The sequence below is a fragment of the Bifidobacterium lemurum genome, from assembly GCF_014898175.1.
GTDB classification, from domain to species: Bacteria; Actinomycetota; Actinomycetes; order Actinomycetales; family Bifidobacteriaceae; genus Bifidobacterium; species Bifidobacterium lemurum.
This window is the reverse complement of the sequence record NZ_CP062948.1, coordinates 966,950-992,545: the sequence shown is the minus strand read 5'-3', so window position 1 is coordinate 992,545 and position 25,596 is coordinate 966,950. Positions and strand designations below refer to the sequence as shown.

Below are 25,596 nucleotides of genomic sequence, written 5' to 3'. Positions count from 1 at the left end.
ATCATTACGCCCTGCGGGAAGGGGTCTGTGGAATAATGGCACACATATGCATCGGGCGCGACTTGCCCCGGTGCCCGCAACCGCGCAGTCTTGCCGCGAGGAATGGCCGTAGCGACGACGGAAACGACTTCCGCCGGACCTGCGGCCATGTCTTCGCGAGGGCTGACTACTTCGCGGCGCTCCTAAGGAGACAATTATGGTTGATCATCACATCGATCAATCCGCTTCTCGCAGTGGCGTCACATCCGCATCCGACGTCGCGCAATCCAACCAGAACGAGGCCCTGCCCCTTGACGTCGACCCGAGCCTGACCGACGCGGCTGCCGTGGCCGAGGCGCTCGGCGTCGACCCGAACACCGGCCTGAGCTCGGACGAAGCGAAACGACGACTCGAACAATTCGGCCCCAACGAGCTCGCGGGCGCGCCTCCCGTGCCCAAGTGGAAGAAGTTCCTCCAGCAGTTCCAAGACCCGCTGGTCTACCTGCTGCTCGCCGCCACCGTGATCTCCGTGATCGCATGGTTCATCGAACGCGCCAACGCGGTGCCCGGAGCGGAAGGCGGCGAAGCGCTGCCCTTCGACGCCATCGTCATCGTGCTGATCCTCATCGTCAACGCGGTGCTCGGCTATATCCAGGAGGCCCGCGCCGAACAGGCCGTCGAAGCGCTCGCCCAGATGACCGCGCCCCAGACTTCGGTGCTGCGCGACGGCAAAGTCGTGCGCATCAACACCTCCGAAGTGGTGCCGGGCGACGTGATCGTGCTCGGCGAAGGCGACTCCGTCTCCGCCGACGGCCGACTCTTCGCCGCGGCGTCCCTGCGCATCGCGGAGGCGAGCCTGACCGGTGAGAGCGTGCCCGTGGGCAAGAAGCCCGACACCCTCGCCGAAGCCAAGGCGCTCGGCGACCGCTCCAACATGATCTTCAACGGCACCTCCGTGACCCAAGGCACCGGCCGTGCCATCGTCACCGGCACCGGCATGAACACGCAGGTCGGCAAAATCGCCGACATGCTCTCCGCCACCGAAGACGAGAAAACCCCGCTGCAGAAGGAGATGGACTACGTCTCCAAGATCCTGGGCATCGCCGTATGCGTGATCGCGGTGATCGTGCTCGCGGCGCTCGCCCTTCTGGAAGGCTTCAACGACATCCACGACGTGATCGACTCGCTGCTGCTCGCCGTGTCACTGGCCGTGGCCGCCGTGCCCGAAGGCCTCGCCGCCATCCTGACCGTGGTGCTCGCGCTTGGCGTGCAGCGCATGGCCATGCACAACGCCATCGTCAAGAAGCTGCATTCGGTCGAAACCCTCGGCTCCGCCTCCGTGATCTGCTCCGACAAAACCGGCACCCTCACCCGCAACGAGATGACCATCGAACGCGTGGTCACCCCCAGCGGCGAAGTGGAGATCACCGGCACCGGCTACACGCCGGAAGGCAAGATGGTCGGCGCGGACGGCTCGTCGCTGGCCGACCAGCCTGCGTTGAAGTCCGAAGCGCTCGCCACCCTGGGGGTCGGCGCGCTCGCGAACGACGGCGACCTGCGCCAGGAGAACGGCAAGTGGGAGATCGTCGGCGATCCGACCGAGGTCTCGCTGATCGTCGCCGCCCGCAAAACCCACGCCGACAAGGCCTATGCGCAATTCCAGCGCGTGGCCGAAGTGCCGTTCACCTCGGAGCGCAAGCGCATGTCGATCATCGCCAAAGACAATGCGGAGGGCGGCAGCCTTACCGTATTCTCCAAGGGCGCTCCCGACGTGCTGCTCGGCTACTGCTCGCGTATCGCCGTGGGTGACGCGGTCCGCCCGCTCACCGATGGCGACCGTCAGGACATCCTCGCCACCGTCGAACGCCTCTCCAGCGAGGCCTACCGCACGCTGGGCCAGGCGTACCGCCCGCTGGGCGTCGCGAACCTGAGCGAAGTCCCCGGCATCAAGTCCAACGCCGCCGGGCAGATCTCCGACATCGCGGAACAGTCCGACGCCATCGAAACCGACCTGATCTGGACGGGCATGGTGGGCATCATCGATCCGCCGCGCACCGAAGTGCGCGATTCGGTGGCCGAGGCGCATCGCGCCGGCATCCGCGCCGTGATGATCACCGGCGACCACCCGCTCACCGCCGCCCGCATCGCCTCCGATCTGGGCATCATCGAGAAGGACGGCAAGGCGCTCACCGGCGACCAGCTCGACCAGCTGACCGACGAGGCCGCGCTCGACAAAGCCACCTCCGAAGTCTCCGTCTACGCGCGCGTGGCGCCCGAGCACAAGCTGAAGATCGTCGAGTCGCTGCAGCGTCAGAACAACATCGTGGCCATGACCGGCGACGGCGTCAACGACGCTCCGGCCGTGAAAACCGCCGACATCGGCGTGGCCATGGGCATCACCGGCACCGAGGTCACCAAGCAGAGCGCCAAGATGATCCTCGCGGACGACAACTTCTCCACCATCGTGGCCGCCGTGCGCGAAGGCCGCGTGATCTTCGACAACATCCGCAAGTTCTTGCGCTACCTGCTGAGCTCCAACGTGGGCGAGGTGTTCACCGTGTTCTTCGGCGTGGTGTTCGCCGGCTTCCTCGGCATCACCCAGCCCGAGACGCAGGGCGTCACCGTGCCGCTGCTCGCCACGCAGCTGCTGTGGATCAACCTGCTCACCGACGCGGCCCCCGCGCTCGCGATGGGCGTCGATCCGCAGACCGAGGACGTGATGAACCGCAAGCCGCGCAAGCTCACCGACCGTGTGATTGACGCCTCCATGTGGGGCGACATCATCTACATCGGTCTGATCATGGCGGTCGTCACGCTGATCGGTATGGATATGCATCTGGCCGGTGGCCTGTTCACCGACCGTTCCGTGGACGCGCTCGGCCACGACGCGCAGATGGTGGAGGCCCGCACCATGGGCTTCACGATCCTCGTGTTCGCCCAGCTGTTCAACGCCGTCGCCTCTCGTTCGCATCTGCAGTCCGCGTTCGTCGGCCTGTTCTCGAACAAGTGGCTGTGGGGCGCGATCGGGCTGTCCATCGTGCTGCAGCTTGTGGTGATCTACGTGCCGTTCCTCAACTCGGCCTTCGGCACCACGCCGTTGAGCGCGCTCGCCTGGGTCGAATGCATCGGCCTGGCCGCGATCGTGCTCATCGCCTCCGAACTGCGCAAGATTGTGCTGCGCGCTATGGCGAAGCGTTAGGCCGGTGAGGCCATCAAGGCCATCACGGCGACACTGACGAGGGGCTCCGATTCTTCCGAATCGGAGCCCCTCGCCCGTAGCGGCCATTAACGAGTTGGCACTTGAATCTTCCAGTTGGCACCGGTCTCGGTGCGCTCGGCGTAAGAATGGCGGTATCTCCGTGCCGGGTTAACCAGGGGAGTGCCAACTAGAGGCCCCAAGTGCCAACTCGTTAACGGGCGTCTGAGTTAGTCCGTGATTTGCGCGCGGTAGAAGTTCTCGTAGGAGCGGCTGGGCGTCGGACCGCGCTGGCCCTGATAATGCGAACCGGTCTCCCGTGAGCCGTAAGGATGCTCGGCGGGCGAGCTGAGCTGGAAGAAGCACATCTGGCCGATTTTCATGCCGGGCCACAACTTGACCGGCAGCGTCGACACATTGCTCAGCTCCAACGTGATATGTCCCTCGAAACCAGGGTCGATGAACCCGGCGGTCGAATGGGTGAGGATGCCAAGGCGTCCCAGTGAGCTTTTGCCTTCAAGACGGGCGGCGATGGTCGGGTCGAGCTTCACGTATTCCCACGTGGCGCCCAACGCGAACTCTCCCGGATGCAGAATCCACGGTTCGTCCGGCTCCACTTCGAACTGTTCGGTGAGCGCGCCCTGGTTCTCCGCCGGATCGACGTAGGTGTAGGCGTGATTGTTGAACAGGCGGAAGAACCGGTCAAGACGCACGTCGATGGACGCGGGCTGCACCATTTCAGGGGTCCACGGGTCGAGCGAGATATGGCCTTCGGCCTGCGCGGCCAGAATGTCGCGGTCGGACAGCAGCATAACAACTCCTCATCATGGGGCTTTACTACATGCCAGTCTAATGCCAAACCCGCCGTTCCTTCTCCCGCGCGCTCGCGGAACCGCGGCCTCGTTTGCCCATCATGCTTCCTCTGCTCTACTTCTTCTCCCGCGTGCGTTCGCGGAACCGCGATCACCTCGAAACTCCATCGCTGGTTCGACGCGTTCTCCCATGTGCGTTCGCGGAGCCACGAACGCACATGCCATATCGCCGTTTCCGCATTTAGGCAAAGGCTTTCAGGTTATTCCCAGACAAAATTATCACTAGGCACAGGATGGCGTGGTTATCTATAAATGTCAGCACAAGTTGACCGAGAACCGCAGCAGTTCCCGACAATTGAACCCCTTTCTTCTTCTCTCTCCTTTCTCTCCCCGGCGGCACCCCCGCCGGGGTTCTTTTTTCCGGATTTGCCGGACTCGCCGAGTCCGTCGGGCCCGTCGAATCCGTGAGGCATAGGTCCAATTGGGAGGGTTATAGGCCAAAATGTGTGTCTTGTGGCTCCTGCTATTCGGTGGCGTCGGGGGTTATAGGTCAATTGTGTGACTGGAATTGCGGGATATAGTCCCAATTGTGGGGTTATGGGCCAATTGGGTGTCTGGCTGTTCCTGTTATCCGGTGGCGTCGATGTATCGGGTGTGGGCGTGGAACTTGTCCCGGTCGATGCCGGTGCTGTACCTACCGAACTCTCCGCGCGGTCAACGCCCATACACGGTGGCCGGGGTCTACACTGGGGTGTGAATGAAGATCAAGGGGGCTCGATGGGAGATTTCGGGTTTTTCGACGATGGAGACGACAGTCGCGCCATCGGCGCTCGGAAGCCGCGTAGCGCGTATGGCGCCCACAACAGCGGCCGCAACATGAGCCTGATACGGGCGGGTGTCTCGCGTTCGAGACTGTTCGGCCGGTTCGCGGCGCTCACCGGCGTTCTCGCCGTTGCCGCCGGCGCGGCCTCCGCCGCGCATGAGCTCGCGCCGAACATCATCGATCCCAACGGTGTGGTTCCCGGCCGATACATCGCTTTGGGGGCGGCGGCGTTGGTCGCTCTCACCGTGATGCTGGTCATCGCGGCGAGAGCGGTGCTGCCGCGTCGGGCCAGCCGTCATGGCGTGGCGTCGGCCGGCATCATCACGCTGGTGCTGTCGGTGCTGCTGCTGATCCTCGGTGTGTCGGTCGGCGTGCTGTTCCCGCAGGGGCTGATCCAGCCGCGGCTGCGCGATGAAGCGCCGATCGCGAGCGTTGAGCAGATGGAAGCGGGTATCGAGCAGGCCACCGGATCTTGCGACTCCGGTTGGAGCGGCTTGGACGCGGGCGGATATTCCGGCATCACCACCATCGAAATGTGCGCCGATACGAGGGTGGCGTTCGTATCTTTCGATACTGAGACCTCCTCCGCGATGTCGAAGGCGCTGCTGAAGACGAGGGTCGCCGACCTGCTGGCGCAATATGCCGAAGACGAGCGTGCACAGGGTGATTGGCGTCTGCTCAGCGGAGCCCAGTGGGTGGTGTTCGGAGACGTTGAGCAGATGGAGTCGCTGCGGCAACTGTGGGGCGGTTCTTTGGAACCGGCGGTGGTGTCCGCCGCCGCTACAGAATGATGAATAGCGAACAGAGGAGCATGATATGACACAGGAAAACGAAGAGACGCTTTCGACGATGGCCGCCGACGAGAACCGGTTGGACGAATCTCCCCGCGGCGTGGCGATACTGGTGGCGGTCGGTGTGGTGGTCGGTATCCTCTCCGGCCTGTTCGGCATCGGCGGCGGCACGGTGATCGTGCCGGCCTTGGTGTGGCTCGGCCTGACGCAGCGTCATGCGGCGGCCACCTCCATGTTGGCCATTGTGCCCACCTCCATCTCCGGCGTGATCTCCTATGCGGTGAACGGCAATGTGGATTGGATCGCGGCCTTGCTGGTGTTTCTGGGCATGTTCGTCGGCGGACAGGTCGGTTCATGGCTGCTCGCGCGTCTGTCGGAGCTGGTGTTGCGTTGGGCGTTCGTGGCGTTTTTGGTGTTCGTGATCGCCAACCAGTTGGTGTTCGTCCCCTCGCGTGATTCGCAGATCGTGTTGACGCCGTTCACCGGTGTGGGATTGGTGGTGTTCGGCGTGGTCGCCGGTATTCTCGCCGGACTGTTGGGCATCGGCGGCGGCGCGATCTGCGTGCCGGCCCTCTCGATTCTCTTCGGCGCTTCCGATCTGATTGCCCGCGGCACGTCGCTGTTGGCGATGTTCCCCAACGCCATCACCACCACGGTGGCGAACGTCAAGCGTCGCATGGTGCATGTGAAGGCCGCGCTGATCATCGGCATCATCGCCGCATGCATCACCCCATTCGGCACATGGCTGGCCGGCGCGGTGAGCCCGCGCGTGGGTTCGATCCTCTTCACCCTCTATCTCGCCGCGCTGCTTATCCGCAGCCTGTGGGTCGCCATCAAAGCCACCCGCCGTTAAGCGGAATTCCGAGTTTGGTGTGTGAAGCTGTCGAGCCTCGCTCATGTAAAACGATTGATTCAAGAGTTCGGTGTGGAAAATCGCCCCCGTCTCCCAACCCCGCCACACCAAACTCGAACCCCTCCTTATAGTGGGCTGTCTGTAGGCGAGGCCGAGGCGCGGCAGCGGCGAGGTGATGTTGGGGCCGGCTTTGCCGGTCCGCTCTTGCTGGTTGAGCCGTTAAGCGGACAGCCCGGTGGGCTGTCTGTAGGCGAGGTGAGCGGCTGTGCCGCGAAGGATGCGGGTTTAGATGCCGGAATCGGCATCGACCTGCATCACATAGATGTTCCGTCGCAGCGCTCGCGCCTGGGCGCGCGTGATGTCGCCGTTCTCGAACATGTCCTGCACGATGCCGAGCTCGATGCCGTAGCTTTCGCGTTTGACGTCCTCCGCCTGCCGGATGGCTGCCGCGCTGCCCTCCATGGTCGGTCGGGAGCGGAGCATACCGTCCGCGCGTCGGTATTCGAGGATCAGCGCCGAGCAGTGTTCGGTGTCGTATGTGTCGTGGCTCATCTCCTCTTCCAAACGCTCGATCACATGCTCGATGGCGTCCACCTGCAGCTGCCTGGTGCGGGCGAAGATTTCGTCCTCGCTCACCAGCGGAGTCGTGTGCCGGATCTTGCTCACCGTGCGCTTGGCGAGGGTTCCGGTGCGGCGCTGGAACGCGCGCAGTCGGCCGCGCACCTGCGACACCGTATGCCCGCTGTTGGAGTCGGCGTCGGTGGAGGCGTGCCGCAGCGCGTTCATGATCTGGTCGAGTATGCGCTCGCAGGCTTCCACTTCGAGTTCCTGTTCGGCTTTGTCCATGGTCGTGTCGGCTTTGATCTCGGCGAGATGGTCGCGCGCGAATTCCTTCTCCCAATGCAGGGCTTCGATCTGCAGCCGTTCGTAGCCCTGCGGATCGCCTTCTCCGATGCGCTGCTTGAGACGGGAGATGCGTTTGGTGTACGAGTCGATGACCATGAGCATCGCCCGGCGGTTGTCCGTCGTGATGCGTCCGGTGAGCTCCTCCACGGTGGCGCGCAGCACGTCGATGGTGATGGGGATGAGTTCGGCGGCCTTGTCTCCGTTGTGGTTGGGGGCGAGCAGCGGCAGCAGGAAGTTCGCCAGCAGGAGGGTGAACACGATCACGCCCGAGGCGATGAAGATGAGTTCGTCGCGCATGGGGAAGGCGTTTCCGCCGGAGATGGCGTAGGGGATGGTGAACATCAACGACAGGGTGATGGTGCCTTTGGGGCCGCCGAAGGTCATGATCGCGGCGCTTCGCCAGCGTTCGAAACTCATCTTGCGCCTCAGGCCGGTGTTCACGTCGCGGGCGAGGCGCAGCATGCCGGCGATCCAGAAGAACCGCATCACGATGACCACGCCGGTGACCATAAGGATGATGCCGATGAGCAGTCCGTTGCTGATATACGGATCGGACCAGCTGGCCTGCATCGCGTTGGGCAGCAGCATGCCGAGCAGGATGAACACCGCGCCGTTGAGACTGAACGACAGTACGCCCCACACGCTGGATGAGACGATGTTCGTGCGCGCCACGTTCGGACCGATGCCGGTGCGGTCGAACCGGATGGTCAATCCCGCGGCGACGACCGCGAGAATGCCGGAGACGTCGAATTGCTCGGCGCCCAAATACAGCAGGAACGGCAGAAACAATTCCATCAGCACGCGGGTGGTGGTGGTTTCCAAGCCCATCGAACGCACGGTTTCGAAGATCTTGTTGGCGACGACGGCGACGACCAGGCCGAAGACGGTGCCGCCGATGAACGAGACGATGAATTCCACGGTCGCCTCGCCGACGGCGAAATCGCCGGTCACCGCGGCCGCGATGGCGAACTGGAAGCCGACGATGCCGGACGCGTCGTTGAACAGGGATTCGCCTTTGAGCACGCTGCGCTGGCGTTGGGTGAGCGAGGCCTCTTTGCCGAGCGAGCTGACGGCCACCGCGTCGGTGGGGCCGAGCGCCGCGCCGAGCGCCAGCGCCGCGGCCAGCGGAACGGCGGGCCATGCGGCGTGCAGCGCGAATCCGACCGCGACCATGGTGGCGATGGCCAGTCCGATGGCCAGGCTCAGGCTGAGTTTCAGCGTTTTGAGCAGCGCCGACTTGTCGATCTCATGCGCCTCAAGGTACAGCAGCGGCGCGATGAACAGCACCATGAACAGTTCCGGGTCGAGCTGGATGTTCGGAATGAACGGCAGCTGCGCGAAGACCACGCCCAATGCGATCTGCACCAGCGGCGTCGATACCTTGGGAATGAACCGGCTCAGGAACGACGACAATACCACTGCTGCGACGATGCACAGGATCAGCTCAAGAACTTCCATGGGTTCCTTCTCGGGGTGTTGGATGGCGATTGTTCGATTATAGAAAATCCACGTTACGCTCGCCGCTGAGGTAGTGGCATGTGGGACAGGTGTCCGTCTCTGTCGGCCGTGGGCGTCTGTTTTGTGTGGGCTGGGTTCGTGTGGAGTAGGTCCGTCTCTGTCTGTCGTGGGCATCCGTTTTGTGTGGGCTGGATTCGCGCGGAGCGATTCCGTCTCTGTCGGCCGTGGCGTCCGTTTCCGGGGTGGGTTCGTGTGGAGTAGGTCCGCCTCTGTCGGCCGTGGGCTTTTGTTTCGTGGGACGGGTTCGCACGGAGTGAGCCTCCTGTCCGTCCCGTGCGACTCTTCCTCACAGGAGCCGCACACGTCATGTTCGATCGGATTGATTGGGATTGGCCATATTCCGCCAAAAGCCGAGGATGGATGTTCGTTTCGGCCTCTGGAGAGGGTCGCACGCGGGCATGTCTGGGATGCGTCCGTGCGCCGCTACACTAAACACTATGACCCCACAGGACGCCATGAGACAGGCTTTGGACCTCGCCCGACAGGCCGCCCGGTCCGGCGACGTGCCCGTCGGCGCGGTGGTGCTTGACTCCGACGGCCGGATCATCGGCCGTGGCTACAACACCCGCGAAGCACAGGGCGATCCGCTCGCCCACGCCGAAATCCTCGCCATGCGCGAAGCCGCCCAGTCCCGCTCATCCCAAGACGCCGCCTCCCCTTATCCCGAGGCATCTCAGCCCCCCGCCTCCCGTCATCCCGGTGCCGCCCAGCCCGCCTCCTCTCAGCTCTCTTCCTCCCCTCATCCCGGTGCTGAGTCTCCCCCCTCCCGTCGTCCCGAAGACTCCCAACCCGCCTCCCCTCATCCCGAGGTCTCCCAGCTTCCCTCCCCTCGTCATCCCGAGCGAAGCGAAGCGAAGTCGAGGGATCTCACCGCCTGGAACCTCGCCGACTGCACGCTGGTCGTCACGCTGGAACCCTGCCCCATGTGCGCGGGAGCGTGTCTGCAAACCCATATCGGCCGCATCATATTCGGCGCATGGGATGCCAAGCTGGGGGCCTGCGGTTCCGTATGGGACATCCCGCGCGATCCGCACGTCGGTCATGTCCCACAGGTCGTGGGAGGCGTGAACGAGCAGGATTGCGCCGCGCTGCTCACCGACTTCTTCGCCGCGCGCCGGTAGCCGCAGATCTCTCGACTCCGGCCTGCTGCCTGCGCGCAGGGTGACGAAAGGCAAGGCATGCTGCGTTCGGAATATCAAAAGGTGCGTCATGTTGCGTTTGGGATGACGAAAGGTGAGGCACGCTGCGTTCGGGATGTCAAAGGCGCGGCACGTGCCGCACGGACTGACAATGGCGCAGTGGCGGCGAAAGGGCGGATTACTTTCCAGCTTGGGCGAACACTCCGCGTCAAGGCAACTAATCCCGACTCACGTACCATCGGAACCAGTCAGCCAACCATATCAACAAGAGGTATGCAATGTCGCACATCGAACGAATCCAAGGCACTTCGGCCAACGGCACCGCTCTCACCGCGCTCTACGTCGAACAGGCGGACGCCGATGTCGCGTTCGCGTTGGTGGCACCGGGCGACGAACTTCCGCGTCTCGTCCACTGGGGACGGCCCCTCGCCGATCCCGAAACCGCGCTCGCGCTGTATGACGCGCTCAAACCGCAACGCGTGTCAGGAGCGCTCGACGACACCGCCTGGCCCTCCATCCTGCCCACGCAGGCGGAATCCTGGATCGGAGAGCCTCGTCTGGTGCTGCGCCGCGGCGGAGTGGAGCTGTTCTGCAAATTCACCGTTACCGACATCGCCGTGGCCGACGATATGGGCACGCTGGACGCGCCCTGGGAATTCGCCGCCGACGGCAGCCCCGTCGCCGCGGCGCAGCCCGTTCCCGGCGTAAGCGTCATCGCCCGCGACGACGAGCAGGGCGTCGAAATCACATGGCATATGGAACTCCTGCCCGGCGGACTGATCCGCCAGCGGGCCGTCGTGCGCAACATCGCCGCCGAAGCCGCGCCGCTGGAAGTCGGCCATGTGGAACTCGGCTTCCCGCTGCCCGCGCAGATGAGCGAGATTCTCACCACCACAGGCCACCATCTGCGCGAACGTTCCCCGCAGCGTCAACAGCTCACCATCGGCCGCTTCGCCAAATCCGCGCTCGCGGGCCGTCCCGACTTCGACGCCAGCCTGCTGCTCAGCGTCGGCGTGCCCGGCTTCGGCTTCGAACACGGCGAGGTCTACTCCGTGCATGTGGGATGGAGCGGCAACTCCGTGCTCTCCGCCGAACGCCTGCCCTACACGCAGGGCGTGATCGGCGGCGGCGAACTGCTGTTCGGCGGCGAAATCGTCCTGTCCGGGGCGGACGACGCCTACACCACCCCGTGGGTTTACGGATCCTACGGCGACGGCCTCAACGAAGTCTCCGCCCGATTCCACGACTATGTGCGTTCCCGCCACCCACGCCTCGTCTCCAAGCCGCGCCCGGTCATCCTCAACACGTGGGAGGCCGTCTACTTCGACCATGACTTCGACACCCTGACGGCGCTCGCCGACAAGGCCGTCGAATCCGGCGTGGAACGCTTCGTGGTTGACGACGGCTGGTTCGGATCCCGCCGCGACGACACCTCCGGCCTCGGCGACTGGCAGATCTCGCCCGAAGTCTGGCCGGACGGCGACAAGTCGCTCAAGGCGCTCGCCGACTACGTGCACGGCAAGGGAATGGAGTTCGGCCTGTGGTTCGAGCCCGAAATGGTCAACCCCGATTCCGATGTGGCGCGCGCCCATCCCGACTGGGTGCTCGCGCCCACCGCAGGCCGCCTGCCCTTGCAGGGGCGCGACCAGCAGGTGCTCGACCTGACCAATCCGGACGCGTTCGACTATATTCTCGGCTGCATGGACCAGCTGGTGGGCGAGTTGGGCATCGACTACATCAAGTGGGACCACAACAAGCTCGTCACCGAAGCCGTCTCCCGCCGCACGTGCCGTCCGGCCGTGCACCGTCAGACCGAAGCGGTGTATGCGATCTTCCGCGAATTGATCCAGCGCCACCCCGGACTGGAGATCGAAAGCTGCTCCTCCGGCGGAGGCCGCGTGGACCTCGGCATTCTGGAATACGCCAGCCGCATTTGGGTGTCCGACTGTGTGGATCCGGTCGAACGCGCCGACATCCAGCGCTACACCTCGCTGCTGGTGCCGCCGATGATGATGGGCGAGCATGTGGGCGCCAGCCCCGCGCACTCCACCAAGCGCGCCACCAGCCAGGAGATGCGTATGGCGATGGCGTTCTTCGGTCATATGGGCATCGAATGGAACCTCAACAAGGAGCCGCAGGAGGCGATTGATCTGCTGGGCAAGTGGGTGGAGGCGTTCAAGAAGCGTCGCTATTGGTTCGCGCAAGGCGATTGCGTGCACGCCGATTCCGCCGACCAGTCGGTCCGTCTCGACGGCATGGTCAAGCCCGACCGTTCGGCCGCTGTCTACCGGTTCACGCAGCTGACCACCAGCCAGACCTATCCCGCCGCGCCCGTGCATCTGCCGGGGCTCGACCCGCGGGCGACATACCGTGTGCTGCCGATGAGGCCGGTCAAGTCAGGGGAATCTGAAATCCACTGTGGCCAGAGCGAACTCGGCTGGTGGAACGATAACGGCGTGGTGCTGTCCGGCCAGATTCTGAGCACCTACGGCATCAGGCCGCCGGCGCTTCATCCGGCGCAGGCCGTCCTTATTCAAGTCATTAAGGAGTGAGGTACGGCCTGCGCCCGTCGCGGCGAAGCCGCTCCCTTCACCTACGGAGAGTCCACTGGACTCTCCGTTTGACGGTTCAGCAGGCCGTCCTTATTCAAGTCATTAAGGAGCAAGGCACGGCCTGCGCTCGTCGCGGCGGGCACAGGTGGAGATTCTTCGACTCCGCTACGCTTCGCTCAGAATGACAAAAGAAGATGCATTTTCTTTTCGTCGTCATCCTGAGCGGAGCCCGTAGGGCGGAGTCGAAGGATCTTACGCCTCGCTCCTCCGATGCTCCTATCCTGAGCGGAGGGCGCAGCCGAGGCGCAAGGATCTCAGCCGATATAGGTGACGATGACGCGGCTGGCGGCGGCTTTGGCCCACAGCTGCCAGTCATGGTCGGCGATGACGAATTTCACCGGTGCCGCCTGATTGTGACGATGCCGGCTGATGCCGTCTCGAATCGAGTCGACGCCGATCGTGGCGAGGAACGCCGATTCCCCGGCGACCATTATCATGCCCGGCATCGCCACATTCGCCACGGTGGCGATCAGCGTGCCCAAGCGGAAGCAGGTGCGGTTGAGCAGTTGCGAGGCCTGCGGCACGCCGCGACGCACATCATCGGCGAAATCCTCGAATGTGGCGGCCCGTCCGATAATCGTCGAATACTGTTCCGCGATGGAATCATCGGTCAGGCACTGCGAGCATCCCACATGTCCGGAGATGCAGCGGGGGCCCTCGGGATCCACGAGGATATGCCCGACCAGCCCGTAGCTTTTATCGGGATACCGGACCGGCTCGCCACGCACGGCCAGCGAATATCCCACGCCCACGCCCACGGTCACCACGGCGAACATCTCGTAGCCCACGCCGGGCCCGAACCAGCAGGCATCCACCAGCAGCGAATCGATGTCGTTGAACACCCCGCATGGCAGTCCGGTGGCGGCATGGACCATCGCTCCGAGGTCGATATCCTCGGTCCAATGCAGGAACGGCGCGAAAGTCACCACCGAATCCTCCCGCACATGGCCGCCGACCGCGACGCCCACCGCCAGCGGCGAGGGGAGTCCGGCCGCGACGACATCGGCGGCGCATCCGGCGACCAGTTTGGCGATCGTCTCGGTCACACAGGCCGGCGACTGGTTCTCGAACGGTTCCTCATGGCGTCCCGACACCACCTCGCCATGCGCGTTGACCGCCGCGGCCACGGCGTAATGCCCGTGCACCTTCAACCCCACGAAGGTGCGGGCGTTCGCGCACAAAGCCAGCAAAGTCTGCGGGCGTCCGCGTCGGTCCGTGCTTTCCTTCGGCATGAATCCCTCCGGTAGCCGGCCTTTGGGGCCGCCGGCGGTGGCGGGCAGTTCCTCGATCACGCCGGCGTAGATGAGATCGCTGGTGATGCGAGACAGGGCGCCCTGCGACAATCCCAGCATCTGGGCGAGCGTCGTGCGGGCGATGGGGCCGTATTTCGCGATGGTGGCCGCCACCTTATGCGTATGTTCGGAACCGGAAAACCATTGCGGAATCGCGTTTTCGTCGGCCATGGCGCCCTTTCGATGACTTTTTGTTTCCTTCTGTATAAAAATACAGCGGTTTTAGTTGTCGGCGCAACGGGGCGCGCAAGCGCTGGGAATGAAAACCGCGAATCGTTATCGTGGAGTGAACTTCCTCCTGCGGCATTGAAGCCGCGGCGTTCGGAAGCGAAGGATAGGAACAAAGGAGTCAACGAATGAAAGACGATTCCCCCACTCGCAAGAGCCGCCGGCTGCATGCCGCGCTGCGCACCACCGCGGCCGTGGCCTGCACCGTCGCCGTGGGCGTCGGCCTGGCCGGGTGTGGTTCGAGCACCGCGGGCACGGTGACGCTGGATTTCTTCCAGTTCAAGTCCGAGGCCGCCGACCAGTTCAAAACGATGATCGAGGAGTTCGAGGCGGAAAACCCGACCATCAAAGTCACCATCAACAACTCCGCCAACGCGCAGACCGACCTGCGCACCCGCTTCGTCAAGAACCGCATCCCGGACGTGATCACCTTCAACGGCGACATCAGCTTCGGCTACTTCGCCGCCTCCGGCGTGTTCTATGACTTCACCGACGAGGAGATCGTCGACGACCTCAACCCCGGCATGGTCGAGATCGCCAAGAACCTCGTGCAGACCACCGACCAGTCCAAGAAGCGTCTGTACGGCCTGCCGTTCGCCGGCAACGCCTCCGGATACATCTACAACAAGGCGCTGTGGCGCGAGGTGGGGCTCGATCCCGAGAACCCGCCGACCACGTGGAGCGAGTTCACCGCCATGCTGGAGACCTTCCAGGAGGCCGGCATCAATCCGCTGCAGGGCACGGTCGCCGACGCGTGGACCACGCAGGCGCCGCTCGCCTCGCTGGCCGGCACGCTGGTTCCCGAAAGCGAGTACACGGGCCTGAAAACCGGAGAGACCACCTTCCAGGAGATTTGGACGGAGGCCGTGGAGAAGGAAGCCGAACTGTTCACCTACTCCACCGCGGACACGGGCGTCACCTACCAGCAGGGCACGCAGAACTTCGCCAACGGCGAGGCCGCGATCATCCCGCTCGGCACCTACGCCATCCCGCAGATCCTGCTCATCAACCCCGACATCGAACTGGGCTTCGCGCAGCTGCCCGCCACCGACGATCCGGACGAGCAGATCCTCACCGCGGGCGACGACGTGATGCTCACCATCGGCGCCGACACCAAGTATCCCGAGGAGGCGATGAAGCTCGTCGAATTCCTTATGCAGGAGGAGCAGCTCAACGCCTACGCCGACGCGCAATCCGCCATCACCCCGCTTAAAGAGACCTACTTCGGCAACGAGGCGCTGGAGACCGTGCGTTCCTTCTTCGAGGAGAACCGTCTGGCCGACTTCTGCGACCATTACATCCCCTCGTCCATCAACATCGGCGGCTACCTGCAGACGATGGTGACCAGCGGCGACACCGACCGCTTCCTGAACCAGATGCAGAGCGAATGGGACAAGGTCCAGGCCAGGACCTTCGAGTGAGCGACTAGATAAGAGGAGACATGATGAGCAACGCCAAATCCGCCAAGAAGAAGGTGTCCACCTTCTCCACCCGCAAGGTCGACCGCGCCTACTATTGGATGGCCGTGCCCGCGGCGATCATCTTCGCGATCTTCCTGTACGTGCCGTTCCTGCAGGGCGTGTTCTACTCGTTCACGAACTCCCAGGGCTACGGCGACTTCAAGTTCATCGGATTGAAGAACTACTTCGCCCTGTTCCAGGACAACCGTGTGGGTCACGCCTACCTGTTCACCTTCGCGATCGCCATCGTGATCACCATTCTGGTGAACGTCATCGCCATGTTCCTCGCGGTCGCGCTCAACGGCAAGATCGCGTTCAAGAACGGCTTCCGCGCGATCTTCTTCATCCCCTACACCCTGTCGGTGCTGGTGATCGGCTACGTGTTCAAATACATCTTCATGAACCCGCTGCCCGAACTCGGCAAGGCGCTCGGCATCGAGTGGCTGTCCAGCTCGCTGCTCACCAACGAGCAGCTCGCGTGGATTCCGATCGTGTTCCTCGCCGTGTGGCAGTCCGTCGCTTATTCGGTGCTGCTTTACCTCGCCGGTCTGCAGACCATCGACGAGGAGATCTACGAGGCCGCCGCGATCGACGGCGTGAACGCCTGGCAGAAGTTCTGGAAGATCACCTTCCCGCTGATCGGCCCCTTCTTCACCATCAATCTGGTGATCAGCCTCAAGAACGCGCTCAACACCTTCGACCAGGTCGTGGCGTTGACCGAAGGCGGTCCGAACTCCTCCACCGAAACGGTGACCTATCTCATTTGGAAGGGCGGCCTGACCGGCGGCGAGTACGCCTACCAGACCGCGAACGCCGTGCTGTTCTTCATCGTGCTGGCCGTGATCGCCATCGTCCAGCTGAAGATCTCCAGCAGCCAGGAAAAGATCTGAGAGTAGAGGGTAAGCATTATGACCAGCGCAACCAACACCTCCGTCGTCTCCGCCACGGAGCCGAAGAACCTCAAATTCCGCAAGGACCGCAACATCAACTGGTGGCTCACCGCCGTCGTCGCCGTCCTGTCCCTGACCATTCTGATCCCGCTGTACTTCACCATCGTCACGGCGCTGAAAACCCCGGCCGAGGCCGGCACCTTCGCCCTGCCGACCAGCTGGGAATGGCATAACTTCCTCGACGCCTCCGACAAGGTGAACTACCCCAAGGCGGCGCTCAACTCCGCGATCATCACGGTCGCCGCGGTGGTGCTCACCCTGATCACCAACACCTTCGTGGCCTACGCCGTGGCGCGCAACCAGGACAAGCGGTTCTTCCGCTTCCTGTACTACTTCTTCATCCTGGCCATGTTCGTGCCGTTCTCCGTGGTGATGCTGCCGATCGCCAAGCAGATGGGCACGCTGCATCTGGACAACCAGCTCGGCCTGATCGTGCTGTACACGATCCTCGGCCTCGGCACGAACCTGTTCATCGCCACCGGCTTCATCAAGTCGATCCCCGTCTCCCTGGAGGAGGCCGCCCGCATGGACGGCGCCAGCACCTGGCGCATCTTCTGGCAGATCATCTTCCCGCTGATGGGACCGATCAACGCCACCATCGCGATCACCACCTGCCTGTGGGCGTGGAACGACTTCCTGCTGCCGTTGATCGTGCTCACCGACCAGAGCAACCAGACGATCCCGCTGGCCCAGTACGTGTTCAGCTCGCAGTTCGCCACCAACTACCCGATGGCGTTCTCCAGCTACCTCATGGCCATGGCCCCCGTCCTAGTCGTCTACATCTTCGCCCAAAAGTGGGTCGTTGGTGGCGTGATGCGCGGTGCCGTGAAGTGAACAGTCCTGTGGACTGTTCATAGGCACCGCCTGAGCGAGGCGATAGCCGAGCGAAGGTAGCATTGAGCCCGCCAGAGGCGGTCCATAATTGCAGTCACCGTCAATGATTCGCTCTTCGCGGTAAGCTGCTCGCCTCACCTAGGGGAAGCTCGTTACATCGAGCTTCCCCTTTTGACAAGTGGTTCATGGAGTCAGCGCGGCCAGCGTTGCTCGGCGGCGTCAAGACTCGGGAAGGCCGAATGAGGCTCTTGCTGATACCAATATGCAACAGTCGCAACATCGTCGCTGCGCTCGAACGCACCACGGTATGCTGAGCCAATTTGTTGCAATGTTACTTTCAAATTGGTTCGGAAAACGATTGGATCGGGTATATGCCAGCGGTAGAGCCCTCTTTGTGGCGGTATGTCATCGTTGTGATAATTGTTGTGGATGAGCTCGTCATGGCGTGAATAGTAAGGGTACCCTAGGTAAGATGTGCTGAAAGTTTGTTCTTCGGTGTGCCCATCTTGTTGGCGGGCGAAACTCCAGGCTCCTCCGAAATAATCCTCGGTTCCGGTGCTGCAGATAGTGGGGTAATTCGTGTCTTCGTCGATGTAGAATTTGACTTCTCCCTCCCCCCACCAGTGGCGTTCCAGCGTGGTCAGGGCTAGGTATGTGCCCGCGTAATGTCCGCTGCCATGGACGCCGTCCAATATCACATAATCTTCTGCAGGCTGTGTTGGGTTCTGTCTCCGCCATTGCGCATGAAACATCGTCGTGTTCTCCGCTAGCGGCTCATCATATAGCCTGTAGTCAATTTGGTAGAACAGGTCGGGAATAGGGTTAGGATGCTGATTCTCCACTGTGATGCGTGCGTGCGAACGAAATGGCATCGGCCAGTAGCTGTTGAGACCGCGTGTGGGCAATGACACCACTGGGATTGAGGTTATGGTGGTGGCGCGTCCAAATCCACAGCAGAAGAAGTCTCCGATTGGACATTCGACGCTTGGTTCGGTTTCGTCATCCCAATACATTCGTAATACGAGATCTCGTAGAACGAAACAGTCGGCATCGGTGGTTCGCTCGTCCAGGGTGAACCATATATGGCTTATTTCTCCTGATCCTGAGATATCCGCAAGCGTCACTGTGGTTCCGGGGGCGATGTTACGCAAAGCGGGTGAGCCTTTACGACTTGGTCCTAGAATGCTGGGAGTCATCGCTGCCTGTCCCGGTTTACCATGGGGATTTTCTGCGTTGATGGCACGGGAGACAAAAGGCTGGGTTTTGGTGAGGTCAAGGATATTATGCATGGTTCTCCTCGTTGCTGATTGATGGTCCATATGAGAGCTCTCTGTCATATGATCAGTCTCTTCAGTTGGCGTCGCGTTGCGGGGCAGGACCGGTGGTGTCACCGGGTATGAGTTGAGTGGGAACGATGGTGTGGGGAGTCTCTAGCTGGCGTCCTTCGAGCAGATCCAGTATTTTCTGTGCGGCAATGCGTCCGATGTCGTGTGCCGGTTGCATTACTGATGTCAGCCCAGCGAGACGATAAGATGGGATCGCATCAAAGCCGATAACCGACATGTCATCCGGCACCCGGATGCCAACACGTCGGAGTTCATGAACGATGGCGAAGGCGCAGTCATCCGACCAGCCGCAGATGGCGGTTGGTCTTTGTGGCAGTGCGAGGATTTGCGCGGTTGCGTGTTTTGCGGGACGATCCGGGTCGCTCGTGAGTTCAAAGGTGCCGCAATCGGTAAGGCCGAGAGAGAAGACAGTGTTTCGATAGCCGTCGATACGGTTATCCTGGCCCCATGGATGTGAAGGCCTGTCCACAAAACAAAATTTGGCATGGCCAAGCGCGGAAAGATATCGAATCGCGTCTCCCTCGGCCTGCATATCGTCTATACGTACCGATCCGTGGCAGTAATCCTGGTTGAGCGCGTTAATAGTCACGATTGGCATGCCCATTGATGAGACGGCATGCTGCTCGTCATCGGTGAGTGAGAACGATACGATTAAAGCGTCCGCATTGCGGTCGGCCGGCAGATTGTCAAAGAAGTGCCGCCGTTCGGTTTCGTTGCTGGCTCGATAAATGAGAAGATCGTATTTGTTTTGGCTGAGCACATCGTAGATGCCCTCCTGAATCTCTCCATTGAACCAAGCCGCTATGGATTCGCATACTAGCAGCGCGATTCGCCGTGTGCATCCACTGGCAAGTGCGGTGGCGGACCGCGATATGGTGTAGTTGAGCGCTTTCGCGGCTTCGATGACACGCTGTTTCGTAGCCGGGGCGACATGCTCTTTATCGCGCAGCGCCCTTGAAACAGTGAACGTCGAAACGCCTGCCTTCAGCGCCACATCCTCTATCGTCGCTTTTTTCATCGTTCTTTCCCTTATGTCATCATCCGTCCGCATCGTTACGGCGGCTGGACACGTGTCTGTCTCCTTCCAATAGGTTAGCAAGTGTGCGCTCATCGGGGCGCGGCAACACCGCCGATGAGCGCTGGGGCTTGGTGACTATCTTGATGTCGGAGTGATGCGAAGCGTTGCCAGCTGGAACGGTCTCAGTGTGAGTGGTGCGCCATCCGCGTGGATGCCGTCCTCTTGCAAAGCTGTAGGTTCGTCTGTATATCGGATGCCCTCTTCCAGCTCATTGGTTTCCGATACGACCGCATCGGCGAGAGGCCCGTATGTTTGCAAGGTGGCGCGGACTGTTGCACCGACGGCTTCGTACAAGCGGACGATGAGGTCGCCAGATCCGTCATCGGCCAGTTTGATCCAGTCGATGATCGCAGTTCCTTCGGCGCATGAGATGCGTACAGGAGAGGACATCTCTGGAAGATTCTCGATGACGGGCGCATTTAACGTGTATGCGGATGCGATTGTTGCCTCCAAGCTATAAGACGGGACAACAGCCCAATCGAAATCATGCTCGCCTTGGTCCGCTTGCGGATCTGGCGCGCAGGACCCGCTGAGCAGAGAAAGCCGGACCATAGTGCCGGGTTGGGAGCCGTGAATGGGTGACACGTCTGATCCATAAGTGGACGCATTGACCACCCCAGTTGCATATTGATGGTCCGTGATGTGGATAAACCGATGACTGCAGCTTTCGAACATTGCTTCGTCGCGCACGGTGTTCTTTTGGATTGGTCGTTCGGTGAGACCGTATTGGCAGTCATAGATTGCTCGTGTGGTTTCAATGGCGATGGGAATGTCCACTTTGAGGAATTGCTCCTGTGTATGCCAGTCCACATGTGTATGAAAGTCCATCTGCCTCGATCCAGGACGTAATGTGATATCCGTGATGATGGTGGTTGCTTCCACGTGGATTTCAGATCGGACAGTGGCAGCGCCTGTTCCGTCGATCCTCGCCGATATCAGTCGGCCTCCGGATACGGGTTTGGCTGTGATAAACGCGTCGCGCTCGATATCCCAAGCGTCGAATACGCTGGGCTCGTCCTTCAGTAGTTCGTACTGTCCCATGCGTGTATCTTGCGGGATGATTTCGCGATCAGCTGCGATGTCATACAGGGAAGTGACCGCGCCATCGGAACTGATGATGGCGCGAAGCAATCCATTGTCGATTTCGTACCCCTCGTCATGAGGACGCATCGTGACTGGTGTGGTGGGAGTCGTGACGGTTGTGGGAACGGTTCGCCATGCAAGGTCATCTTCTTTCTGGGCTGAGAAGGGGGATATGCGTCCTCGCGTCAGGATCTTAGCCTGCGGCAAGGCCTTGCTTAGCGCTATGGCTGCGTCGGCACATAGTCGGTGCAACCTTCGCAGGTCGCGTGAGTATTCGTCCCGTGCCTGCCTGTACAGCCACGCAATGCCTGAGCCGGGAAGAATGTCATGGAACTGGTTGAGTAGCAGCTGCTTCCAAATCGATGTGAACTCATCTACGGGATAAGTATAATCATCCTGGTATAAAGCGGCCATGGCGCATAGATACTCCGCGGCGCGAAGCATGGACTCCGTAAGTCGGCAGCCGCGTTTCATCGCCTGCTGCGCGGTTAGCGTGGCGCGATGCAGTTCAAGGTACAGTTCGCCTTTCCATACGGGGAATTCGTCGCCTGCCTCATCGCGCATTTCTTGGTATGCGGTATCGAAGAAGGCTTTTGGGGACATATATTCAGTGCGCGGCAGACCTTCGAAATCGCGGTATCGACGCACCCTCCCGGCCATTTCGCGAGGCACTCCGCCGCCTCCGTCTCCATATCCGAAGAGCAAGGCTCCGCGCGAAGAAAGATCTTTGTCCTTGAAGTTTCGTTGGGCATAGTCCAGTTCTTGGGCGGTGACGAACGCCCCATAGGTGTCAGCCGGAGGAAAGTGCGTGAAGATACGCGATCCGTCGATTCCTTCCCACATAAAGGAGTGGTGGGGGAGTCGTGTGGTGTCGTTCCATGATATCTTCTGTGTCAGGAAATATCGATATCCTGCGCGACGGGCAATTTGAGGGAACGCGCCGGTATACCCGAAGCTGTCCGGCAGCCAGATGATGTCTGTGTCGCAGTTGAGTTTCTCTCGGTAGTACCGTTTCCCGAATGAGATTTGTCGAATCAGTGATTCCCCTGTGGGAATCATACCGTCGGACTCCACCCACATCGCGCCGACGGGCACGAAACGTCCTTCTTGAATGCGATGCTTCATGCGTTCGAACAAGTCGGGATGGGCTTCTTCAAGCCACTCGTATTGTTGTGCCGAACTCATCGCATGGATGTAGTCAGGGTCGTTGTCCATAAGAAGCAGCGCATTCGACACAGTACGGGCGACTTTGCGCTTGGTTTCTCGCACCGGCCACAACCAAGCGGAATCGATATGCGCGTGCCCGATGGCGGCCAGCTGAATGGACGAATGGTTGGCGGGAGCGCGGAGAACCTCTGTGAGAGCTTGCCGCGCGGGTCTGACCGTTGTGAGATCTCGCATGTCAAAAATGTTGAGTGAACGCTGCAGCGCTTTGGCGAGATGCCAATATCGGGCGCCCTCTTTGTCGAGTTGCTCCAAAGCCATGCTGATGGCGTCGAGGTCCATGTGGTATTCCGCCAGCTCATGTTCGTAGGCGCAGACGTCCACGCCGCGGAATTCATATCTGACATCAGCGCACTCTGTGGGACCATTCCCCCAATTCGTTTGCGGGAAAGCTGGAATCATGGGATTGTAGGCTCCCTCAATATAGAGGGTGAAGTTGCCGGAATCATCGACTATCGAATCGCGCCTTCCTTCGGCGTCGACAAGAGGGATTGTGAAATTGCGGGGGTGCAGTCCTTTAATCACCGTGCCGTCGGGGCGATATACCAGACCCTCCACTTGACCTCCGACAGGACCGTCGAGGTAGCCTAACCGCGCCACCAATTCGATGGCTCTGCCTTGCGCTTCGTCAAGATGCGCGTTCCCTGTGACTTTGAACCATGTGGTGCCCCATGATGTTCCCCAGGGCTCGTTTTGTGCGACGTCGATGAAGGGGATTGCGCCGTGCTGGGCACGAGCGAGTACATCGTCGGCGGGTTCCGGTTCTCCGGGATTGCGGAAGGCTTTCACGGAACAGCGCTCAAGCACTGGGTGGATGCGCGGTTCTATGCGTTCCTTCATGACGCGCTTGCAGCGTTCTACCTGCTGTTCGGGTTTGAGGATCATCTCAACTCCTTTGTTGTGGGACATTCCAATATGCTAAACGCTTTGGTATCGGGGTAATATCTAGCAGTATAGTAGGTGTGCCGATATCTTGAGTGCCGGTTTTGCGAGAATCCGGCATAATGCTGCAAAATAGCCGTTTTTTCTGCGTGTCGAACGGGTTTGACAAGTATCTGCTGGCGTGATATTCTCGGCTGCATAAACGCTTATGTAATGTGTCAATCCCGGCACTCATAGGTGTTTGTCAAAGAAGACATCGCACAGCAGTGCGGAAAGGAAAGAGGTTAACATGCGAAATCTCAACAGAATGGCTGCCGCCTTTGTCATCGTAGCCATGGCTTCTGGGCTTGCCGCTTGTGGCCCAGGTTCGTCAAATTCGAATGACGGCGCGCAGAATGAGGCTGTCAGCACCGATCTTGGCGATGAACAAATCGAGCTCAAACTTTGGGATGGCGCAGGCCTGAAGGCGAAGGACGATGCCTTAATTGAGGCGTTTGAAGCGAAATACCCCAATATCACCATCACGGCCACATATGATCCCGACAACGTGAGCGCGCAGAACGGGCCCCGTGTGATTTCCGCTTCTGAAACTCCTGACATCGCGCGTATCACCGATGTCGGCTCTGCCGCTCGTGGTGGCCATGTAATCAGTCTTGAGGAATACGCCGAAGCCTACGGGTGGGACATTCCGGAGAGCCAAACCAGTACCTACAGCATGAATGACGATCAGGAACTGGGGGAGGGCGACCGCTATGCCATCCCTGATGGATTCACGATGACCGGCATTTTCTGGAACAAGGAACTGGCGGGCGAGCTGGGTATCACCGAGGCTCCGAAGACCATCGAGGAGCTTGAAGAAGATATGGCGATTGCTAAAGAAGCCGGTGTTCTGCCGATGATGGCTGATGCCAAGGACGCGGGCGTCATCCATCTTCTTGACGGTCTGTTGATCAATGAGAACGGCGTCGACGCCATTCGCGCGTTCACTTTGCAGCGTGACGGTGCCACCATCGATACTGACGGCACAGCAACGGCCGCGCAATATATCGCCGATTGGGCGGCAGCTGGCTATTTCCCCGACGGTGTGAATGCCATCGATTCGTCCACCGCGCTGTCCAGGTTCACCAAAGGCGAGGGCCTGTTCTTCCCGGCAGGTAATTGGTATACCTCGTCCATCTCTGAAGCCATGGGCGATACCGCGGGCTTCATCGCTGTTCCTCCGCTCGAAGAGGGCGAGGGCTCAGGCGGTGCGCTCGATGGCGCGACTCCGTGGGGCATCCCAACCAACGCCGAACATAAGAACGCCGCTGCGGCATTCATCAATTTCCTGATGAGCGACGAGGCTCGCCAGATTATGATCGAGAATGGTTATGCTCCCGTGGGAGAAGGCGAAGCCACCAGTGATGATCCCGTGATGCAATCCGTGCTGGAGACTTATTCCGAGTTCATCGCAGGTGGCAATACCGCCACGCATATCTACAATTCGACCGCAGGCATTCAGGCGAATGCTCTTATTCCGGCCGTTCAGGAGCTGATTGATGGTTCGTTGCAGCCCTCCGATTTCGGCAGTACCATCCAAGCGAAGTATGAAGATGAGCTTGGAGAGTAACGGATGACGTCCAAGACATCAGTCGCGCCGTCCCTCGCCCACGATAATGAACGTGGGCAGGGGCGGCCCCCCATGCGTCAAGCAGCGGTTCCTGGACGTAAAGCCCAGACGGTCAAGCGGGCGATTCGCGGTTACGTGTTCATCTTGCCGGCATTGCTGTTTTATGGACTCTTTGAGTTGTGGCCAATCATTCAAACGGTGTGGTATTCCTTCTACAACTGGAATGGAATCGATGAAAGCACCTTCATCGGATTAGGTAATTACATTCGTGTGTTCACGGATTCCGAACTCCTCGGCAGCATTGGCCATGCGTTCTATCTCATTATCTTCTTCTCTGTGATACCGGTGTGTCTGGGCCTTATAGTCGCCGCGCTGATTAAGGATGTGCGTTCGCAAGTCGGCAAAGGCGTCGCCCAAGTATGTCTGTTCTTGCCTCGTATCATCCCCGGTGCCGCCGCTGGCGTGGCTTGGACTTGGATGCTTGCGGATACAGGAACGGTGAACCAGATTCTGCAAGGTCTGGGATTAGGGGGAATCACCCGCTCATGGCTGGGCGAACAGAGTACGGCATTGCCTGCGGTGGGCGTGATCGGATGCTGGCTTCAGTTGGGGTTCTGCATCGTGTTGCTGCTTTCGGGTATTGGAGCCATCGACCAGTCGTTGTACGAAGCCGCGTCGTTGGATGGTGCGGGATGGTGGCGGCAGTTGTTCTCCATTACCATTCCTGGACTACGCGGTCAGATCGGTGTGTGCTTCACGATGACTATCGTCGCGGCCCTTGCCAGCTTCGACGTCGTGTTTATGTCTACGCAAGGTGGCCCGGGCACGTCCACTATGGTGCCTGGCGTGATGGTGTATCGCCTGGCGTTCCAGCAAAACCGCGTCGGCTTGGCTTCTGCGCTCGCTGTGGTTTTGATGGCATTGGTGCTGCTGGTGGTAGGTCCGCTGCAACGACTCGTTGAGGGAAAGAAGGAGCGCTAA

General features: G+C 60.9%; 15 protein-coding genes and 2 pseudogenes. 11 read left to right on the top strand and 6 right to left on the bottom strand.

Going from position 1 to position 25,596, the window contains the following annotated elements; translation table 11 throughout:
* Positions 1–196: 196 nt before the first annotated feature.
* Entirely contained in the window at positions 197–3,178 is a 2,982-nt protein-coding gene (locus BL8807_RS03745; RefSeq protein WP_072725337.1) for a cation-translocating P-type ATPase, read from the top strand.
* A 227-nt stretch (positions 3,179–3,405) separates the two neighbouring features.
* Here the strand turns inward: BL8807_RS03745 and dcd are convergent, their stop codons facing one another.
* On the bottom strand, positions 3,406–3,987 hold the full coding sequence (dcd, locus tag BL8807_RS03740; protein WP_072725335.1) for a dCTP deaminase: 582 nt from the start codon (positions 3,985–3,987) through the stop codon (positions 3,406–3,408).
* Positions 3,988–4,764: 777 nt separating this feature from the next.
* On the opposite strand from dcd, the gene BL8807_RS03735 reads away from it, so the two are divergent.
* Positions 4,765–5,601: a hypothetical protein gene (locus BL8807_RS03735; protein ID WP_072725333.1), complete on the top strand. Its 837-nt coding sequence runs from the start codon at positions 4,765–4,767 to the stop codon at positions 5,599–5,601.
* 25 nt (positions 5,602–5,626) lie between these two features.
* Entirely contained in the window at positions 5,627–6,454 is an 828-nt protein-coding gene (locus BL8807_RS03730) for a sulfite exporter TauE/SafE family protein (RefSeq protein ID WP_072725331.1), read from the top strand.
* A 285-nt stretch (positions 6,455–6,739) separates the two neighbouring features.
* Here BL8807_RS03730 and BL8807_RS03725 read toward each other — a convergent pair whose 3' ends face one another.
* Positions 6,740–8,818 (bottom strand): cation:proton antiporter, encoded by a 2,079-nt coding sequence (locus BL8807_RS03725; protein WP_072725329.1) that lies wholly within the window; start codon positions 8,816–8,818, stop codon positions 6,740–6,742.
* A gap of 497 nt (positions 8,819–9,315) precedes the next feature.
* On the opposite strand from BL8807_RS03725, the pseudogene BL8807_RS12160 reads away from it, so the two are divergent.
* The 3 genes and pseudogenes from BL8807_RS12160 to BL8807_RS03715 all read left to right on the top strand — a co-directional run.
* Positions 9,316–9,510, top strand: a pseudogene (locus tag BL8807_RS12160) (nucleoside deaminase); the annotation flags it as partial.
* 234 nt (positions 9,511–9,744) lie between these two features.
* Positions 9,745–9,999, top strand: a pseudogene (locus BL8807_RS12155) (nucleoside deaminase); the annotation flags it as partial.
* 296 nt (positions 10,000–10,295) lie between these two features.
* Positions 10,296–12,569, top strand: coding sequence for an alpha-galactosidase (locus BL8807_RS03715; protein ID WP_072725325.1), 2,274 nt, complete (start codon positions 10,296–10,298; stop codon positions 12,567–12,569).
* 314 nt (positions 12,570–12,883) lie between these two features.
* On the opposite strand, the gene BL8807_RS03710 is transcribed toward BL8807_RS03715, so the two are convergent.
* Positions 12,884–14,092, bottom strand: coding sequence for an ROK family protein (locus tag BL8807_RS03710; protein WP_072725323.1), 1,209 nt, complete (start codon positions 14,090–14,092; stop codon positions 12,884–12,886).
* Between the two features lie 185 nt (positions 14,093–14,277).
* On the opposite strand from BL8807_RS03710, the gene BL8807_RS03705 reads away from it, so the two are divergent.
* Genes BL8807_RS03705 through BL8807_RS03695 form a run of 3 tightly spaced genes read left to right on the top strand, consistent with a single transcriptional unit; the run spans position 14,278 to position 17,393 of the window.
* Entirely contained in the window at positions 14,278–15,570 is a 1,293-nt protein-coding gene (locus tag BL8807_RS03705; RefSeq protein ID WP_072725321.1) for an ABC transporter substrate-binding protein, read from the top strand.
* A 20-nt stretch (positions 15,571–15,590) separates the two neighbouring features.
* The gene (locus tag BL8807_RS03700; RefSeq protein WP_094725404.1) at positions 15,591–16,499 is read left to right on the top strand and encodes a carbohydrate ABC transporter permease; all 909 of its coding nucleotides are present in this window, start codon (positions 15,591–15,593) and stop codon (positions 16,497–16,499) included.
* Between the two features lie 18 nt (positions 16,500–16,517).
* Positions 16,518–17,393, top strand: coding sequence for a carbohydrate ABC transporter permease (locus BL8807_RS03695; RefSeq protein WP_072725316.1), 876 nt, complete (start codon positions 16,518–16,520; stop codon positions 17,391–17,393).
* 191 nt (positions 17,394–17,584) lie between these two features.
* Here the strand turns inward: BL8807_RS03695 and BL8807_RS03690 are convergent, their stop codons facing one another.
* The 3 genes from BL8807_RS03690 to BL8807_RS03680 all read right to left on the bottom strand — a co-directional run bounded on the left by BL8807_RS03690 (position 17,585) and on the right by BL8807_RS03680 (position 23,009).
* Positions 17,585–18,682, bottom strand: coding sequence for a glycoside hydrolase family 172 protein (locus tag BL8807_RS03690; protein WP_072725314.1), 1,098 nt, complete (start codon positions 18,680–18,682; stop codon positions 17,585–17,587).
* A 61-nt stretch (positions 18,683–18,743) separates the two neighbouring features.
* Positions 18,744–19,757: a LacI family DNA-binding transcriptional regulator gene (locus tag BL8807_RS03685; protein WP_072725348.1), complete on the bottom strand. Its 1,014-nt coding sequence runs from the start codon at positions 19,755–19,757 to the stop codon at positions 18,744–18,746.
* A gap of 135 nt (positions 19,758–19,892) precedes the next feature.
* Positions 19,893–23,009 carry an alpha-mannosidase gene (locus tag BL8807_RS03680; RefSeq protein ID WP_072725311.1) on the bottom strand — a complete coding sequence of 1,039 codons (3,117 nt, stop codon included), beginning with the start codon at positions 23,007–23,009 and terminating at the stop codon, positions 19,893–19,895.
* A gap of 286 nt (positions 23,010–23,295) precedes the next feature.
* Between BL8807_RS03680 and BL8807_RS03675 the strand changes: the two genes are divergently transcribed.
* Together BL8807_RS03675 and BL8807_RS03670 are read left to right on the top strand one after the other, a co-directional pair.
* Complete coding sequence (locus tag BL8807_RS03675) at positions 23,296–24,615, top strand: ABC transporter substrate-binding protein (RefSeq protein ID WP_072725309.1); 1,320 nt, start codon at positions 23,296–23,298, stop codon at positions 24,613–24,615.
* Positions 24,616–24,687: 72 nt separating this feature from the next.
* Positions 24,688–25,596: a carbohydrate ABC transporter permease gene (locus BL8807_RS03670; RefSeq protein WP_072725307.1), complete on the top strand. Its 909-nt coding sequence runs from the start codon at positions 24,688–24,690 to the stop codon at positions 25,594–25,596.

What these genes read in the sequence shown, in the direction of transcription:
- BL8807_RS03745 (WP_072725337.1), top strand. Translation starts at nt 197, where the DNA reads ATGGTTGATCATCACATCGATCAATCCGCTTCTCGCAGTGGCGTCACA.
- dcd (WP_072725335.1), bottom strand. Translation starts at nt 3,987, where the DNA reads ATGCTGCTGTCCGACCGCGACATTCTGGCCGCGCAGGCCGAAGGCCAT.
- BL8807_RS03735 (WP_072725333.1), top strand. Translation starts at nt 4,765, where the DNA reads ATGGGAGATTTCGGGTTTTTCGACGATGGAGACGACAGTCGCGCCATC.
- BL8807_RS03730 (WP_072725331.1), top strand. Translation starts at nt 5,627, where the DNA reads ATGACACAGGAAAACGAAGAGACGCTTTCGACGATGGCCGCCGACGAG.
- BL8807_RS03725 (WP_072725329.1), bottom strand. Translation starts at nt 8,818, where the DNA reads ATGGAAGTTCTTGAGCTGATCCTGTGCATCGTCGCAGCAGTGGTATTG.
- BL8807_RS03715 (WP_072725325.1), top strand. Translation starts at nt 10,296, where the DNA reads ATGTCGCACATCGAACGAATCCAAGGCACTTCGGCCAACGGCACCGCT.
- BL8807_RS03710 (WP_072725323.1), bottom strand. Translation starts at nt 14,092, where the DNA reads ATGGCCGACGAAAACGCGATTCCGCAATGGTTTTCCGGTTCCGAACAT.
- BL8807_RS03705 (WP_072725321.1), top strand. Translation starts at nt 14,278, where the DNA reads ATGAAAGACGATTCCCCCACTCGCAAGAGCCGCCGGCTGCATGCCGCG.
- BL8807_RS03700 (WP_094725404.1), top strand. Translation starts at nt 15,591, where the DNA reads ATGATGAGCAACGCCAAATCCGCCAAGAAGAAGGTGTCCACCTTCTCC.
- BL8807_RS03695 (WP_072725316.1), top strand. Translation starts at nt 16,518, where the DNA reads ATGACCAGCGCAACCAACACCTCCGTCGTCTCCGCCACGGAGCCGAAG.
- BL8807_RS03690 (WP_072725314.1), bottom strand. Translation starts at nt 18,682, where the DNA reads ATGCATAATATCCTTGACCTCACCAAAACCCAGCCTTTTGTCTCCCGT.
- BL8807_RS03685 (WP_072725348.1), bottom strand. Translation starts at nt 19,757, where the DNA reads ATGAAAAAAGCGACGATAGAGGATGTGGCGCTGAAGGCAGGCGTTTCG.
- BL8807_RS03680 (WP_072725311.1), bottom strand. Translation starts at nt 23,009, where the DNA reads ATGATCCTCAAACCCGAACAGCAGGTAGAACGCTGCAAGCGCGTCATG.
- BL8807_RS03675 (WP_072725309.1), top strand. Translation starts at nt 23,296, where the DNA reads ATGCGAAATCTCAACAGAATGGCTGCCGCCTTTGTCATCGTAGCCATG.
- BL8807_RS03670 (WP_072725307.1), top strand. Translation starts at nt 24,688, where the DNA reads ATGCGTCAAGCAGCGGTTCCTGGACGTAAAGCCCAGACGGTCAAGCGG.